The 16,580-nt window shown below is 43.1% G+C and carries 13 protein-coding genes; 3 read left to right on the top strand and 10 right to left on the bottom strand.

Annotation, left to right across the window (positions count from 1 at the left end; all coding sequences use genetic code 11):
• Positions 1–13: 13 nt before the first annotated feature.
• The gene (gene tamL, locus GKD17_RS10570) at positions 14–2,338 is read right to left on the bottom strand and encodes a translocation and assembly module lipoprotein TamL (protein WP_007835780.1); all 2,325 of its coding nucleotides are present in this window, start codon (positions 2,336–2,338) and stop codon (positions 14–16) included.
• A 101-nt stretch (positions 2,339–2,439) separates the two neighbouring features.
• Between tamL and GKD17_RS10565 the strand changes: the two genes are divergently transcribed.
• Positions 2,440–3,195 (top strand): RNA methyltransferase, encoded by a 756-nt coding sequence (locus GKD17_RS10565; RefSeq protein WP_007835781.1) that lies wholly within the window; start codon positions 2,440–2,442, stop codon positions 3,193–3,195.
• Between the two features lie 71 nt (positions 3,196–3,266).
• On the opposite strand, the gene GKD17_RS10560 is transcribed toward GKD17_RS10565, so the two are convergent.
• From GKD17_RS10560 to GKD17_RS10520, 9 genes are all read right to left on the bottom strand, one after another.
• Positions 3,267–3,590 carry a hypothetical protein gene (locus GKD17_RS10560; protein ID WP_007835783.1) on the bottom strand — a complete coding sequence of 108 codons (324 nt, stop codon included), beginning with the start codon at positions 3,588–3,590 and terminating at the stop codon, positions 3,267–3,269.
• Between the two features lie 15 nt (positions 3,591–3,605).
• The gene (locus GKD17_RS10555; protein ID WP_007852075.1) at positions 3,606–4,580 is read right to left on the bottom strand and encodes a DUF4296 domain-containing protein; all 975 of its coding nucleotides are present in this window, start codon (positions 4,578–4,580) and stop codon (positions 3,606–3,608) included.
• 3 nt (positions 4,581–4,583) lie between these two features.
• Positions 4,584–5,222 carry a lipoprotein signal peptidase gene (locus GKD17_RS10550; protein ID WP_007835786.1) on the bottom strand — a complete coding sequence of 213 codons (639 nt, stop codon included), beginning with the start codon at positions 5,220–5,222 and terminating at the stop codon, positions 4,584–4,586.
• Between the two features lie 102 nt (positions 5,223–5,324).
• The gene (locus GKD17_RS10545) at positions 5,325–5,705 is read right to left on the bottom strand and encodes a TraR/DksA family transcriptional regulator (RefSeq protein ID WP_007835788.1); all 381 of its coding nucleotides are present in this window, start codon (positions 5,703–5,705) and stop codon (positions 5,325–5,327) included.
• Positions 5,706–5,728: 23 nt separating this feature from the next.
• Positions 5,729–9,217, bottom strand: a complete 3,489-nt coding sequence (ileS, locus tag GKD17_RS10540) for an isoleucine--tRNA ligase (RefSeq protein WP_007835790.1) — start codon at positions 9,215–9,217, stop codon at positions 5,729–5,731.
• A gap of 209 nt (positions 9,218–9,426) precedes the next feature.
• Positions 9,427–10,260 (bottom strand): helix-turn-helix domain-containing protein, encoded by an 834-nt coding sequence (locus GKD17_RS10535; protein WP_007835792.1) that lies wholly within the window; start codon positions 10,258–10,260, stop codon positions 9,427–9,429.
• Between the two features lie 498 nt (positions 10,261–10,758).
• Complete coding sequence (locus GKD17_RS10530) at positions 10,759–11,577, bottom strand: M48 family metallopeptidase (protein ID WP_007835794.1); 819 nt, start codon at positions 11,575–11,577, stop codon at positions 10,759–10,761.
• A 254-nt stretch (positions 11,578–11,831) separates the two neighbouring features.
• Positions 11,832–12,506 (bottom strand): bifunctional 4-hydroxy-2-oxoglutarate aldolase/2-dehydro-3-deoxy-phosphogluconate aldolase, encoded by a 675-nt coding sequence (locus GKD17_RS10525; protein ID WP_007835796.1) that lies wholly within the window; start codon positions 12,504–12,506, stop codon positions 11,832–11,834.
• A gap of 110 nt (positions 12,507–12,616) precedes the next feature.
• Positions 12,617–13,639 (bottom strand): sugar kinase, encoded by a 1,023-nt coding sequence (locus tag GKD17_RS10520; protein WP_007835803.1) that lies wholly within the window; start codon positions 13,637–13,639, stop codon positions 12,617–12,619.
• 242 nt (positions 13,640–13,881) lie between these two features.
• Here GKD17_RS10520 and GKD17_RS10515 point away from each other — a divergent pair, with 242 nt between their 5' ends.
• Positions 13,882–14,955, top strand: a complete 1,074-nt coding sequence (locus tag GKD17_RS10515; RefSeq protein WP_007835804.1) for a LacI family DNA-binding transcriptional regulator — start codon at positions 13,882–13,884, stop codon at positions 14,953–14,955.
• 21 nt (positions 14,956–14,976) lie between these two features.
• Entirely contained in the window at positions 14,977–16,467 is a 1,491-nt protein-coding gene (locus tag GKD17_RS10510; protein WP_007835805.1) for a UxaA family hydrolase, read from the top strand.
• Positions 16,468–16,580: the final 113 nt, after the last annotated feature.

Genomic DNA, 16,580 nt, shown 5'->3' with positions numbered 1-16,580 from the left:
TATATATTTTTCTTTAAAATGGATAACCTACTGCAAAGTGAAAAGCAAAATCACGGCTAAAGCGCGGTCGGATAACAGGATATCGTTTTTTACCTGTTTCCACAGGATTTATGGCCTTCATGCCACCATCAAAACGCAAAATCAAATAATCCAGATCAAAACGGATTCCCAAACCGTATGCTACAGCTATCTGTTTATAAAACTCGTTAAATTTGAATAAACCACCTTCCTGTCCGGAGTCATCACGAATAGTCCAGATATTACCGGCATCCACAAAAGCCGCTCCATTCAATTTCCAAAACAAATGAGTACGATATTCTATATTCAAGTCCAATTTAATATCACCAGCCTGATTGATAAAGTCCATTCTCCCATCCTCACTACCTTTATAAACACCAGGCCCCAAAGAACGCACAGACCACCCACGTACACTGTTCGCGCCACCGGAAAAATATCTCTTTTCAAAAGGAAGCATTTTGGAGTTACCATACGGATAGGCCACCCCCACTCCTATATGAAACACAAATGAGTTACGCGGATCTATCATGAAATTCTTTGCAAAATCAAAATCTGCTTTCACATATTGAGCAAAAGGAATATTTGCCAGCACATAATCTTCTCCATCTTTCGGATTAGGGTGAACCAATTTGGAAGCAACATATAGTAAATTACCAGCCTCTTCAATATTGGCACGAATAGAATAGGAATTTTTAGTAGGTGTACGCATCATGGCGTTTCCTGCACTGTTATAGGTAAAGCTGTACCCTGTACGCACAACAAGCTGATTTTCATAACTGGCTTTCAAAGCTGAATTCCTCAGACTCATGCTGTCCAAATATTCCTGAAAAGCCGATGACTTTCTAGGCATATATACATAATTGACATCTACCAAATCCAAACGGTGTTGCATACGTTTCCTGTCAGTCCATTTATAACTCCATGAAGCAGAAGCCAGTGTACGCGAGAATTCCGGACGAACTTGCGATGTGAACTTTAAGCCGACCTCTGAAGTAGCTCTAATTTTCTTTTTAAAATTCGATGATAGAAAAGGAAACATGAACTGAGGGAAATTCAAGCTGCTTTCTATCCCATACTCCATGTAATTATCATTCACATAATCCTGTGAAGCCACCCCCAATCCCGTAATGGCCTCATAAGCGCCACGTACTTTCATCATAAAAGTTTCGGAACCTTTGAATACATTGCGGTGCTGAAAAGAAACCGAGGCAGCCGCTCCCAAGTCACCAGCCGAATTAGTTCCTTCTACTTCAAACGCCATGGATTTATTTTTGTTCTTCGCCAAAAATACGTACGCGTCCAGTTGCGTACCATTTTCTCCATTCACTTCACGAAAACGAATATTAGAGTATTTCAAGGCACGCAAACGCCCCAGATTGGAATAGGTGTTTTGCACATCCTGTTCACTATACAGTTCTCCCGGACGGATACGATTGAAATCAACCAACACTTGCGGACGGAGAAAAGCCTTTCCCTTGTAATACATACTATATCCTTTGTATCGCAAAGAGTCAAATTCTTCCAAAGTTCCTTCCTGCACCGACATGATTTCATCATCCGCCAGAAAGTTCACCTCCCCCACCTTGTATTGTCTATGCTTCCGCGGCAAATCTTCTTTTCTACGCTGATAAGGAAGTAATCGTAGAGTCAAATCCACCAAATAGGTATTTCTAGCCGTATCCGCCTGATAGACCAAAAAATCCTTGTTGAACTTATAATACCCCTTATTTTGCAATAATTTGGTAATCCGCTGCCGTTCAGTATCCAGCACATTCACATCAAACAACATACCGGGCGCCAACAAACTTTGGGCAGAGTCCTGCCGCATGTAGTTACTGATAACCAAATCATCTATATCATACACCACATGACGTACCCTATAAGGATGCCCGGCATGAATACGGTAAGCCAATTTTAATTTGTTCTTCTTCGTTTTTTTATCCAAGTGCACAGTAGCCCCCATATACCCCATATTACGTACCGCTTTCTCTATTTCCTCCTGGGATTTCAGGGCAACAGATTCATCATAGATTACCGGAGCATCACCAATCTTCCTAAAAAAACGATTAATCCATTTAGTGGAGTCCACGCCTGAGACGCAATAAGTGCGCATAGGTATCTTAACCAAATTAAACCATTTGGCATTAGGATTCTGACGAATATATGAATTGAATAGTGACGGCTTCACCTCTTTCGTCTCAGATACAATCCTGACCTCATCCAATAAATATTTATCCTCAGGAATAAATTCACTGACCGAACACGAGGTGCATAGTGCTATAATAAATGTGCATATATATGGGCGTGCGCTTTTCTTCATACAAATCCGTAACCTTCGCAAATTTATCTACAAAGATAGATATTAATTGAAAATATCTTCTTAGCTTTGCTCCAAATATTTGTTATTAAATAGAAATTATCATGCTGAGCAAAAACAAAATAAAATATATCCGTTCGTTGGAACTGAAAAAAAAACGCAAAGAAGAACAAGTTTTTGTGGCCGAAGGACATAAATTGGTAGGCGATTTATTAGGCTACTTCCCCTGCAAGTTACTGATTGCCACTTCCAATTGGCTGAAAATAAACCACCCTGTCACGGCCAACGAAATTATTGAAGTAACACAAGAAGAGTTGTCACGTGCCAGCCTTCAAAAGACCCCCCAAGAGGTATTGGCCGTTTTTGTACAACCTTCTTATGATTTAAATCCGGAAGTTATTAAAAGTTCTCTATGCCTGGCGTTGGACGATGTACAAGATCCCGGAAATCTGGGAACCATTATCCGCTTGGCAGACTGGTTTGGCATTGAGCATATCTTCTGCTCGGCAGGGACAGTAGATGTGTATAACCCCAAAACCGTACAGGCAACCATGGGGGCATTGGCTAGAGTAAAAGTTCATTACTGTTCTTTACCACAGCTTATTGAAAGCCTGGCCGATATTCCTGTATACGGCACTTTTTTAAGCGGGAACATTATTTATGCAGAATCCCTATCGGCTCATGGATTGATTGTCATGGGAAACGAAGGAAAAGGAGTAAGTCCTGAAGTAGAGAAGCTGATAAACAAGAAGTTATACATTCCCAATTATCCTCAAGAACGGGAAACCTCCGAATCATTGAATGTGGCAATTGCCACAGCAGTGGTTTGCTCGGAGTTCAGAAGACGTTTATTACCTTAAAATTCATATTTCCATCGGCATATCCAATAATTTCTGAATGAGAAATACTACAGCTCTACCCAAAGCATACATTATAAGCGTACCAGTCTGCTTCCTGCTGTAAACTCCTTTCCCGGCAAATCAAAATCAGCTATATGCCATGCATATACAGGTTGCTCAAGTTCTGTTTCCAGCATGGCACGGTGCAGGAAATCAACAAATTTCTCTCCGGAACAAATATCCAACTCATACATCGGAGAAATAATAATCACTCCGCCTATCCATTGTGTCGCACTAATCTCCTCCTTCAATGGAAAATATGCACGCACTCTATCGCTATCTTCCAACTCCACTACATATTTAGAATAACAGCCATCTGCCGAAACATAAAGATAATGACAAGCAAAACGTCTCATACCCACAAAAAATAATTAATTTCTGCGCTTGATTCTCTGAGGACGATCTGGGTGAGAATGATCTGCCGCATTATTCTCCTTCATCTCACGTGGATTCATACGGACGGGAACATTTTTCCTGATATCCACCGATTGAATCGAATCTGCTTTTTTCTCTGTTACCATCGAATCTGTTCCAACACGCCGTTCCACAGCCAAACTATCCTTTCCGGCAACTGTCATTGTATCTACCGGTTCATGATAACGGGTCAAAGTAATATTATTGATAATCAGTCCCGGCTTATTCGTTGACGAATCACTATCCATATAGTAAATAAATCCGTTCACACTCTTGATGGCAAAAGCAGAATCAGGCTTTATATACAAGGTCTGCACACCAGAACACGTGATATCCTTCACACGTCCCACCACAGAATCATTATCAAACAAAATATTGAACCCCATAGTGGCTCTCCGTTCTCCTTCCGAAAGGAATATATAATCAGCCGACCACAGGAAAGCATCCTTTGCTTTGAAATTACTATCAGCGGGAATCTCAAAAGTCACCTTATTCGCCAACGGAACATCTGTCAGCCAATAAAGTTTACGGTCATACCATACATCCACAGTATCTCCCGGCAACGATACAGCCGGTTTATTCTCACGCAATGCCAGTAACTCCTGCATGTGTTTTTTTTCACTGCGGAAGCGCTCCCCCAGCTTTTTATAGAGGCTGGCAAGTTCCTCTGTGTGACGTGTGTACCACACCATGGACGAATCGAATTCAGCTTCAGTAATATGATGCTTCTCGAAAACATAGTTCTTATATGCTTCCTTTTGATAATTATCAGAATAACTCAGATTATTGCCCATGGAGATACTTAAATGATAATCGTACAAGATATTCTCCATCCTGTCCGGCTGGATAATATTTTCAGGCACTTGCTTACCACACCCCACCATAAAAGCCGCACCCAGCAGCCACACCCAAGTAATATTCTTGCGACGCATCATTTATTCTTTAATTTCTTCTGCTGACGGGTGAATATTCTTATTCAGATATTTACCGTAAAATAACAACAACGCCACAATACCGCAACTGATGGCGGCATCGGCAAAATTAAATATCGGACTGAAAAATATGAAATGTTCCCCTCCTATTCCCGGTATCCATTCGGGCCAGTTGGTTTCAATAATGGGAAAATAGAACATATCCACCACTTTACCATGTAACCATTCCGAATACCCTTCACCTACCGGAACAAAAGAAGCGATGGTACTATGAGTACTTTCATTAAAAATAACTCCATAGAACACACTGTCTATAATATTACCGATAGCCCCTGCCAAAATTAAAGAGATACATACAATATAACCAGTCTTATAATTCTGTTTCACGATTTTTGCCAGATACCAGATAATCAATCCCACAGCTACAATACGGAAGGTAGTAAGGAATAACTTTCCAAATATTTCCATACCGAAAGCCATGCCGTTATTTTCTGTAAAATAGATATAAAACCAATCTGTTATGCGGATACTCTCATGCCAGTACATATTGGTCTTTACCAATATCTTTATTATCTGGTCGATAATCAGAATTCCAAAGACAATAAGAACAGAGAGCTGCCCCTTGGTGAGTAGTTTCTTCATTTATTAAATTGAAAATTAATTAATGGTTAATGATTAGCGGTTAATACTGTAACATGACAGTGAAACTCATTAACTATTAATCACTAACCATTAACCACTATTTTATTTCTTTCCTTCGTTCTTTGCCTCAATGCTCAGTGTTGCATGAGGTACTGCACGAAGCCTTTCCTTCGGAATCAACTTACCGGTTTCACGGCAAATACCATAAGTTTTATTTTCGATACGTATCAGTGCCGCCTGCAATCCTTGGATAAACTTCAGCTGACGTGCCGCCAACCGGGTTGTTTCTTCTTTAGACAATGTATTAGCACCTTCTTCCAAAACTTTATAAGTAGGGGAAGTATCGTCCGTATCATTACCGTCCTTATTCATGATACTACTTTTCAGTCTATCATAGTCGCGCTGAGCCAATTCCAGTTTTTCCATGATAATAGCACGGAATTCCTCAAGTTCCGCATCTGAATATCTAGTTTTTTCAGCCATATAACTTAGTTTTAAAAGGTTAATTATTCTTTTACGACACTCACATAAAGTGAGAAATCATCAAAATTTAATTCTGTACCGTTCTTCATTTCATCCACTAATTCCAAGGAGTTAGCAAGAACTTGGTTACAAATATAAGTATTATATTCATTTACCGCATCATCGGTTTGAGGATTTTTAGATAATGCCACTTTTATTTTGTCTGTTATCTCAAAACCACTACTCTTACGGATATTCTGTATACGGTTTACCAACTCACGGGCAACCCCCTCACGACGCAGTTCTTCGGTTACGGTAACCTCCAAAGCCACAGTCAGTTTGCCTTCATTGGCAACCAGCCATCCCGGAATATCCTCACTGAAGATCTCCACATCCGTTGTTTCGATAACCGTTTCCGCACCATCAAGCATAAAGGTATATTTACCATTTTTCTCCAATTCGGCAATAGCTTCTTGCGACATTCCGGCTACGGCTGCGGCAACAGCTTTCATCTGTTTGCCGAATTTCGGACCCAGTTTTTTAAAGTCACATTTCACCTTTTTCACCAATACGCCTGCAGCTCCGTCTACAAACTTGATTTCTTTCACATTCACTTCGTTCATAATCAAGTCTTTTACGGCTTCGATGTGCATTTTCTGCTCTTCGTCCACCACCGGAACCATGATACACTGCAACGGCTGGCGCACTTTGATATTGACTTTACGGCGCAATGCCAATACCATAGAAGTAACATCCTGAGCCATCTGCATACGCGCTTCCAGTTCTCCGTCTATCAATGCCTCATTACATTCCGGGAACTTGGCCAAGTGTACAGAAACCACGGTGTCACGACCTGTAACGGCAATCAAATCTGTATACAAACGGTCGGCATAGAACGGAGCGACAGGTGCCATCAGCCTAGCCACTGTTTCAAGACAAGTGTACAATGTCTGATAAGCGGACAGCTTATCCTGTGACATAGCATTACCCCAGAAACGTTTACGGTTCAAGCGCACGTACCAGTTACTCAAATTATCATTTACGAAGTCTGTAATCAGACGTCCTGCCTTGGTCGGTTCGTAATCGTTGTAACAAGCGTCCACGTTCTTCACCAATGAATTCAGAACAGACAGAATCCAACGGTCTATCTCGGGACGTTCATTTACCGGCACTTCTGCTTCCTGATAAGCGAAACCATCCACATTGGCATAAAGTGCAAAGAACGAATAGGTATTATATAAGGTACCGAAGAATTTACGACGAACCTCATCCACCCCATCGGTATCAAATTTCAAGTTATCCCACGGAGAAGAATTGGTAATCATGTACCAACGCAAAGGATCGGAGCCATACTGTTCGATAGCGCCAAACGGATCCACCGCATTGCCCAGACGTTTTGACATTTTGTTTCCGTTCTTATCCAAAACCAAGCCATTAGAGATTACGTTCTTGTAAGCCACACTGTCGAATACCATCGTAGCGATAGCATGTAGCGTAAAGAACCAGCCACGGGTCTGATCCACCCCTTCTGCAATGAAATCCGCAGGATAATAAGTACGGTTGTCCACAATTTCCTTATTTTCGAACGGATAGTGCAACTGCGCGTAAGGCATCGCACCGGAGTCGAACCACACATCAATCAAGTCGGCCTCACGTTTCATCGGCTTGCCACTTTCAGACACCAAGATGATATCATCCACATACGGACGGTGAAGGTCTATCTTATCATAGTTCTCCCCGTTATATTCGCCCGGAACAAAACCTTTTTCCTTATAAGGATTGGCGGTCATAAATCCGGCAGCTATTGATTTTTCTATTTCATTATACAATTCCTCTACAGAACCGATACAAAGCTCTTCTCCCTCTTCACTGCGCCAGATAGGCAGCGGAGTCCCCCAATAACGAGAACGGCTCAAATTCCAGTCATTCAAGTTTTCCAACCACTTGCCGAAACGGCCTGTCCCGGTAGATTCCGGTTTCCAGTTGATAGTCTTGTTCAGTTCCATCATGCGCTCTTTGGCTGCGGTAGATCGGATGAACCAACTGTCCAGCGGATAGTAGAGCACCGGTTTGTCAGTACGCCAGCAGTGCGGATAATTGTGCACATGCTTTTCTATCTTGAACGCCTTGTTGCCGGCTTTCATCATCATACAGATATAGATATCGAGTGATTCGGCGGCGGCAGCAGCTTTTTCATCGTACTTGCCATCTACAGTAAACTGAGGATCGTAAGCATTCTTCACCCACCGACCCTGATATTCCTTATATTTCTCTACGTCCACACATTCCTTTACGAAAGTCTCGTCCAGTTCGTCCAACAGATAGAATTTACCAGTCAGATCCACCATAGGACGGGTTTCACCCTTCTTGTTTATCATGAACAGAGAAGGAATACCTGCCGCACGTGCTACAAAAGCATCGTCCGCACCGAATGTCGGAGCGATATGTACGATACCCGTACCATCTTCGGTAGTTACATAGTCACCGAGAATGACACGGAATGCCTGACCGGCCGCTTCTTGCCATTTTCCGTTTTCATCTACCGTCACCGGTTTCACCCAAGGAATAAGCTGTTCGTATTCCATGCCTACCAGATCCGGTCCTTTATATTCACCCACTACTTTGAACGGAATCAGTTTGTCACCCGGCTTATAGTCTTCCAAGGCAAGTTCTTCCGCTTTCTTGTTAAAGTGAGTATAGAGCAAGGCTTTTGCCAATACTACAGTCATCTTTTCTCCGGTATATCCGTTGTAAGTCTGCACGGCCACATAGTCTATTTTCGGTCCTACGCACAATGCCGTATTCGAAGGCAATGTCCACGGAGTAGTTGTCCACGCCAGAAAATAAGGAGTTCCCCATTCCGCCATCTCGGGTTTCGGATTCTTCATCTTGAACTGTCCTACCACAGTGATGTCTTTCACATCACGGTAACAGCCCGGCTGGTTCAACTCGTGCGAGCTCAATCCTGTTCCGGCAGCCGGAGAGTAAGGCTGGATGGTGTAACCTTTATACAGCAGACCTTTGTTATAAAGCTGCTTCAAAAGCCACCACAACGTTTCAATATAGCGGTTGTCATAAGTGATGTATGGATTCTCCAAGTCCACCCAGTAACCCATCTTATGAGTAAGGTCTGTCCACTCTTTGGTAAACTTCATCACGTCCTTACGGCAAGCCGCGTTGTACTCGGCAACAGAAATGGTCTTTCCGATATCCTCCTTGGTGATATGCAATGCTTTTTCCACACCCAGTTCCACAGGCAGTCCGTGAGTATCCCATCCGGCCTTGCGTTTTACCTGGAACCCTTTCATGGTTTTATAGCGGCAGAAAGTATCTTTAATGGTACGTGCCATCACGTGGTGAATACCCGGCATACCATTAGCCGAGGGAGGTCCTTCGTAAAACACGAAAGAAGGACATCCTTCACGTTCTGTCATACTCTTGGCGAAAACATCGTTTTCATCCCACTTCTTCAGCACATCTTTATTGACCTGTGATAGGTTGAGTTGCGAGTGTTCAGCAAATTTCTTACTCATAATTTTATATCGTTTTCTTGTATTCTCTAACTAAAAGGCAATACCTTCCAAAAATTAAGGTGCAAATTTACAAGAAAATTAGATAGATAGAAAGTTTTGATGCTTGTTTTTTTAATCAGATAACGGATACTGTTTCAGAATAACTACATAAAACATGGAAAAAGTCCCTGTTTTTATCAAAATTAATAGCAATAAGAACCGGTTCTTATTTATTGCAATCTTTTCCGGTATGCCGAGGTATTTTCCCCCGTCATATTCTTAAAGAAGCGGCTGAAAGTACCCACACTTTCAAAGCCCAAAATCACCGATATTTCTTTGATGCTATGCGAGGTATGCAGCAACAGCCGTTTCGCTTCGGTCACCACTCGTTCTTGTATAATCTTCAAAGGGGAAGGCATACCGTATGCGGCAAATAAATTGGAAAGCGTCTTGGGAGAACGATGCAACAAAGCAGCATATGCCTGTACCTGCTTTTTCTCCTTGAAATGATTGTCCACCAACACATAATAACGCTGGATGATGTCAAAACCTTTTTCATTAACCGGAAAACCGGACAACTGCTTACGGGCCAGCCGGGTACACAGAATGATGAAACGTTTCAGCAGCAGGCGGAGCATTTCTCCCTGCAGGTTATCCCGCAGAATGTATTCGGTAACCATTCTGTCCACCACCTCGTGCAACAGTTCGGAGTCGGTTATCGGGAGCCGCAGATGCACTATGCCGGAAGTTCCGCTAAACAGCACTCCGCTGCACGACACTTCTTTCTCATGCTTGTAAATGCCGTAAAAATTCTCGTTGAAAAGAAGAGCAAGATACCTGCCCGATACATTCTTGAACTCCGTGCGGTGAAGATTACTCACAGAGATGATTTCATCCTGCTCCATCTCTATTTCCACATGGTCTACTATCAATGTCAGTTTGCCTTCCTGGACCCATATAAACTTATACAGACTACCATTGTCACAGATGACCCTGTCTGTGTGAAACGCTTCAGTCAGTATCATCGTTTCCTGCAAAGATGTATCGTATGCGTAATTCATCATGGCTAAACTGTTTTGTGCATTTCTTTCTGCTGGTTTATACAAAGATAGTGATTTTCACTTATATTAAGCCACCCTATTTTTGCATAGTCTAGAAACAATATACACTATTAACCTTCTGATTTACAACACATAGCATATAGCACAATGTAAAGAGAAGGCAAAGTATCAGAAAGAAAAAAGGAATTTTTGCCATCATTTTAGGAAATCTAGCTATGATATAACCCTACAGGGAATTCGGCAACCATTAAAATAAGCGTATCTTTGTACCAAGAGATTTCCTTCTATAATCTAGACGAAAAAGAACACTTGATTCTTTTAACCTGAACTTTGGACTTTGATTTTCTCCCAATAAGGATTTCTCTCATAATAAATTCAGATTTTATCCCGCCGGGAGGCAAGATAAGGTCATGCAAAAAAATCTCCCAAAAAAGAAGAGGGTGTCCACCATTGAAACGGACACCCTCTATTATGTGTATAACCTACATTGCCGGAAACCATTTATTTCGCTGTTTCCTCCATCGTGTTTGCAGGTTTCTCAATACCTTCGCTTGTAGCACGTTCCTCCATACGCTGGATACGTGCGTCAAGATCGGGATGAGTAGAGAACAACTGATTCAGCTTGCTGCTTTTCTGTGCTCCTGCCTCTTCTTGCAATTTTTTCAATTTCTGGAATGATAATGCCATCGCCCAAGGATTCTTACCTGCTTTCTTCAGAAACTCGTAACCATAATCATCGGCGGCGCGTTCCTGTTTTTGTGAATAAGTAGCATTAACCAATGCCTCTCCCAAGTCACCCAACTGGGAATCTGTCAGGGCAGCCGCTTTTCCTCCTTGTGATGAAATACCATCTTTCAATGCCGATGTCAGCAATGCGGTACGGAAACCGTTCTTTGAGTCTTTGTGTGCCACATGACCTACCTCATGGCCTATTACTCCCAACAACTCTTCATCTGTCATGATATCCATCAGTGAAGAAAACACACGCACGCTGCCGTCGGCACAAGCAAACGCGTTTACATCAATCACATAATATACTTTGAAATTCAGCGGCATCCCTTCCACTTCGGTCAACCCTTCAGTCAGTTTTTTCAAACGGACAGTATACGGATCATCGTCCGCACAAACCTGATTATGCTTATCCATCCAGTCAATGTACTCCTTTACATACTCTGCCATCTGCTCATCGGTCAAAGTCACCGCCTTTGCAGCCTTTACGGCTCCCCCCACTGCCTTCTTCAAATTAAACTGGGCCATTACAGGAGTTACCCCCGCCAAACATAACAACATGACGGTCACCTTTAATAATGCTTTTTTCATTTTTGTGTGTTTTAGATTAAACGCTTCATTTTATTTTTTTAAGAAATGGTGCAAAAGAACAAATTTTTATTCTATCTACCAATCTTTACAAGAATATTTTTACCACCATCCCGCTTCAAGCACACGCCGGAAAGTGAAAAGCCACCGCGAATACACTTCGCGATGGCCCTTACCCATTTTATATACACCTTTAAACAAAATGATACTCACGCCCTAATTCACTAACCCCTTGCGGGCATGAGCTGATCTTTTTCTTATTTATTTGCGCGGGCTTCTGCAATGTAGCCTAATGCCTCTTTACATTTTGCAGTTACATACGCCCAGTCTTCTGCAGCTACCTTGTCGCCAGGGAACAATTTAGAACCCATACCTACACAGAACACACCTGCCTTAATCCAAGAAGTCAGATTTTCCTGAGTCGGCTCCACACCACCGGTCACCATCAGTTTAGACCAAGGCATCGGAGCCAGCAAACCTTTAACCAATTTTGCTCCCAATACATCACCCGGGAATATTTTGCAAAGATCACAACCTACTTCCTGAGCGAAACCCACCTCGGACACGCTTCCGCATCCCGGAGTATAAGCCACCAAACGACGGTTGCACACTTTAGCGATTTCTGGATTAAACAACGGACCTACCACAAAGCAAGCGCCTAGCTGCAAGTAAAGAGCAGCAGTAGCAGGATCAACGATAGAACCTACTCCCATAGCCATTTCAGGACATTCCTTTGCCGCGTATTTCACAACTTCCGCGAATACTTCATGAGCAAAGTCACCACGGTTTGTAAATTCAAATGCACGAACTCCGCCATCATAACAAGCTTTCACCACTTTCTTTGCCACTTCTGCATCTTTATGGTAGAACACAGGAACCATTCCGGTTGAACCAATCTTGTTCAACACTGCTATTTTATCAAAACGAGCCATAATTTCATATTTTAGTTTAAATGAAAGATTGGAACACAAATGATACAAATAAAATATGTATCAAAAATTTGCGTTATTTGCGTCATTCATGTTCCTTATAAAAAACAAATTTAGCGTTGTACACGTCCGCTGGCATCGCCACCGGCCAATGCTTCCACTTCGTCTACAGATACCAAATTGAAGTCACCGTTGATAGTATGCTTCAAAGCAGAAGCGGCAACAGCGAATTCAAGGGCGGCACCTTGATTCGGTTTAGTCAGCAGACCATGAATGATACCTCCGGAGAATGAGTCGCCACCACCTACACGGTCAATAATCGGGTTGATGTCATAGCGTTTTGATTCATAAAATTCTTCTCCGTTGTAAATCATAGCCTTCCAACCGTTATGAGTAGCCGAGAATGATTCACGCAAGGTAGACACTACATATTTAAAGCCGAATTCCTTTGCCATAGCCTTAAAGATTCCTTTGTAACCTTCCGCATTGGTTTCACCGGCTTCCACATTCGCTTCCGGTTTGAATCCCAGACAAAGTTCAGCATCTTCTTCGTTACCTATACATACATCTACATACTGCATCAACGGTTTCATGATAGACTGTGCTTTTTCTTTTGTCCACAGTTTCTTGCGGAAATTCAAGTCAACAGACACAGTAACACCATGACGTTTTGCAGCTTCACAAGCCAGCTTGGTCAGTTCAGCAGCCTTGTCAGAAATAGCCGGAGTGATACCTGACCAATGGAACCAGTCCGCACCTTCCATGATAGCATCAAAATCGAAATCGCAAGGATCGGCTTCGGCGATAGCCGAGTGGGCACGGTCATAAATTACTTTGCTAGGACGCATGGAAGCTCCTGTTTCCAGATAATAGATACCTACGCGGTCGCCACCACGACTGATGAAATCGGTCTTCACACCATATTTACGCAATGCATTCACAGCAGACTGTCCTATTTCGTGTTTCGGCAATTTGGTTACGAAATAAGCTTCGTGACCGTAGTTCGCGCAGCTCACCGCTACGTTCGCTTCACCACCGCCATAAACAACATCAAATGAATCCGACTGTACAAAACGTGTGTTTCCCGGAGTTGACAATCTCAACATAATTTCACCTAAGGTTACTACTTTTCCCATAATTTCGTGATTTTAAATTGTTATATATTTATTCGTTTAACTTCTAATCCAATTAAATTACTGGTTTACACACTTATAGACGAATCACATCATAACCTTGTACTCAACGGAGCACTCAAATAATTCATCCGTGTGCGTGCACAAAGGTACTATTTATTTTTTTAAAACCAAAAATTGTTATATATTTGTGTCGAAAAAAAATAAATTATTAGTGTGTACGAGCACAATATATATAATAAGGTATGAATAAACTGCCCGAAAGAATCAGAATTAAGGATATCGCCCGCCTGGCAGATGTATCAGTCGGCACAGTGGACCGTGTATTGCATGGCCGCACAGGAGTATCCGAAGCCAGCCGGAAACGGGTGGAAGAAATATTGAAGCAACTGGACTATCAGCCCAATATGTATGCCAGCGCTTTGGCGTCCAACAAAAAGTATCTGTTCGTCTGCCTGCTGCCACAGCACAAGGAAGGCGATTACTGGACCGATGTGGAGATGGGGATGAAAAGAGCCGTAGAGACTTTTTCTGATTTCCACATCACCCTGTCCGTGGTGTACTATGACCAATATGAATATTCCTCCTTCATCAACGCCGGTGAGGACATACTGAGAAAAGAGCCGGACGGCGTATTGCTTGCCCCCACTATTCCTGAAATGACGGCCAGATTTACCAACAAATTACAAGAACGGGAAATACCTTATATATTTATAGACTCCAATGTGGACAGTCTGAACCCACTGGCATTCTTCGGGCAGAAATCCGATCAAAGCGGATACTTTGCCGCCCGCATGGCCATGATGCTGGGAGAATGTCCCAAGGAAATTGTTATCTTCAGACAAATCAACGAAGGACGCCTGGGATCGAACCAGCAGGAAAACCGTGAAAAAGGATTCAGAAAATATATGCAGGAGCATTTTCCCGACTGCAAGATAGTGGAACTGAATCTCTATGCCAAGCGCCCGGACGAGGACGAGGCACTGATGAACCGCTTCTTCCAGGAGAACCCACAGATTACGTGCGGCATCACGTTCAACTCGAAAGTATACATTGTAGGCGAATATCTCATCGGACACAATATGAAAAATTTCAAACTGATTGGGTACGATTTGTTACGCCGGAACGTCTCTTGTCTGAAAGAGGGTGCTGTAGATTTCCTGATCGCGCAGCAACCTACCGCACAAGGATACAGCGGCGTAGAGAGCCTGTGCAATCACCTGATATTCAAAAAAGAGGTGAAGCAATGTAACTATATGCCTATCACCCTGCTTGCGGTGGAGAATGTGGATTTCTATCTGGACGCACATAAAAAGTAAATCTAATAACTAAAAATAGAAATGGAAACAAAGTATTTGAAAATTAATCCGGCTGATAACGTAGTGGTGGCTATCTCGGATTTAAAAGCAGGCGAAACCATCACGGTAGATGGTCATGTCATCACTTTGAAAGAAGACGTGCCCGCCGGCCATAAGGTGACACTGAAAGATTTCGCCCAGGGCGAGAACATCATCAAGTATGGCTACCCCATCGGCCATGCCCTGACCGCCGTGGAACAAGGACACTGGATTAACGAAAATCAGATAAAGACTAATCTTGCCGGTCTGTTGGATTATACCTACAATCCGGTCAGCGTAGACCTCAATATCCCGAAGAAAGACTTGACGTTCAAAGGATACCGCCGCAAGAACGGTGATGTGGGGATCCGTAACGAGGTATGGATTATCCCTACCGTGGGTTGTGTAAATGGCATCATCGGCCAACTGGCCGAAGCGTTACGCCGCGAAACCAACGGTGAAGGCGTGGACGCCATCATGGCTTTTCCTCACAACTATGGCTGTTCGCAGTTGGGTGATGACCACGAGAATACCAAGAAAATTCTCCGCGACATGATTCTGCATCCCAATGCAGGAGCCGTACTGATTGTCAGTCTGGGTTGCGAGAACAACCAGCCGGATGTTTTCCGCGAGTTTTTGGGTGATTATGACACAGACCGCGTGAAATTTATGGTAACTCAAAAAGTGGGGGATGAATTTGAAGAAGGCATGAAGATTCTGCGTGAGCTGTATGCCAAAGCCAAAGCCGATGTACGCGAGGACGTTCCTCTGTCTGAATTACGTGTAGGTTTGAAATGCGGTGGTTCGGACGGTTTCTCAGGGATCACCGCCAATCCGTTGCTGGGCATGTTCTCTGACTTCCTGATTGCTCAAGGTGGTACTTCGGTACTGACAGAGGTTCCCGAAATGTTTGGTGCGGAAACGATCCTGATGAACCGCTGCCGCACTAAGGAGTTGTTCGAACAGACCGTACATCTGATTAATGATTTTAAGGAATATTTCCTGTCACACGGCGAACCTGTGGGCGAAAATCCGTCACCAGGCAACAAGGCAGGTGGTATCTCCACCTTGGAAGACAAAGCGCTGGGATGTACCCAGAAATGCGGCAAGGCATACGTTGACGGCGTTATGGGCTATGGTGACCGCCTGAAAGTGAAAGGTTTGAACTTGCTTTCCGCACCGGGTAATGATTTAGTAGCGGCTACCGCCCTCGCCTCTTGCGGTTGTCACATGGTGCTCTTCACTACCGGCCGCGGTACTCCGTTCGGTACGTTTGTTCCCACCATGAAGATCTCCACCAACTCCACTCTGGCTAAAAACAAACCGGGATGGATTGATTTCAATGCCGGAGTCATCGTAGAAAACGAACCGATGGAAAAGACTTGCGAGCGTTTTATAGACTATATCATCCGGGTTGCCAGCGGAGAACCGGTAAATAATGAGAAGAAGAATTATCGTGAAATCGCTATCTTCAAGACAGGCGTGACACTATAATCCAATCTTATACTCAACTTTCCCAATACCCTTACAGCCCTGCCTTTCTTATTACGAAGGTGGGGCTGTGACCTTTTTCTCGCATATATTGTTATAAAACAAGTCTTTTTGTA

This window comes from Phocaeicola dorei (genome assembly GCF_013009555.1).
GTDB classification, from domain to species: Bacteria; Bacteroidota; Bacteroidia; order Bacteroidales; family Bacteroidaceae; genus Phocaeicola; species Phocaeicola dorei.
This window is presented reverse-complemented; position numbering and strand designations above follow the sequence as displayed.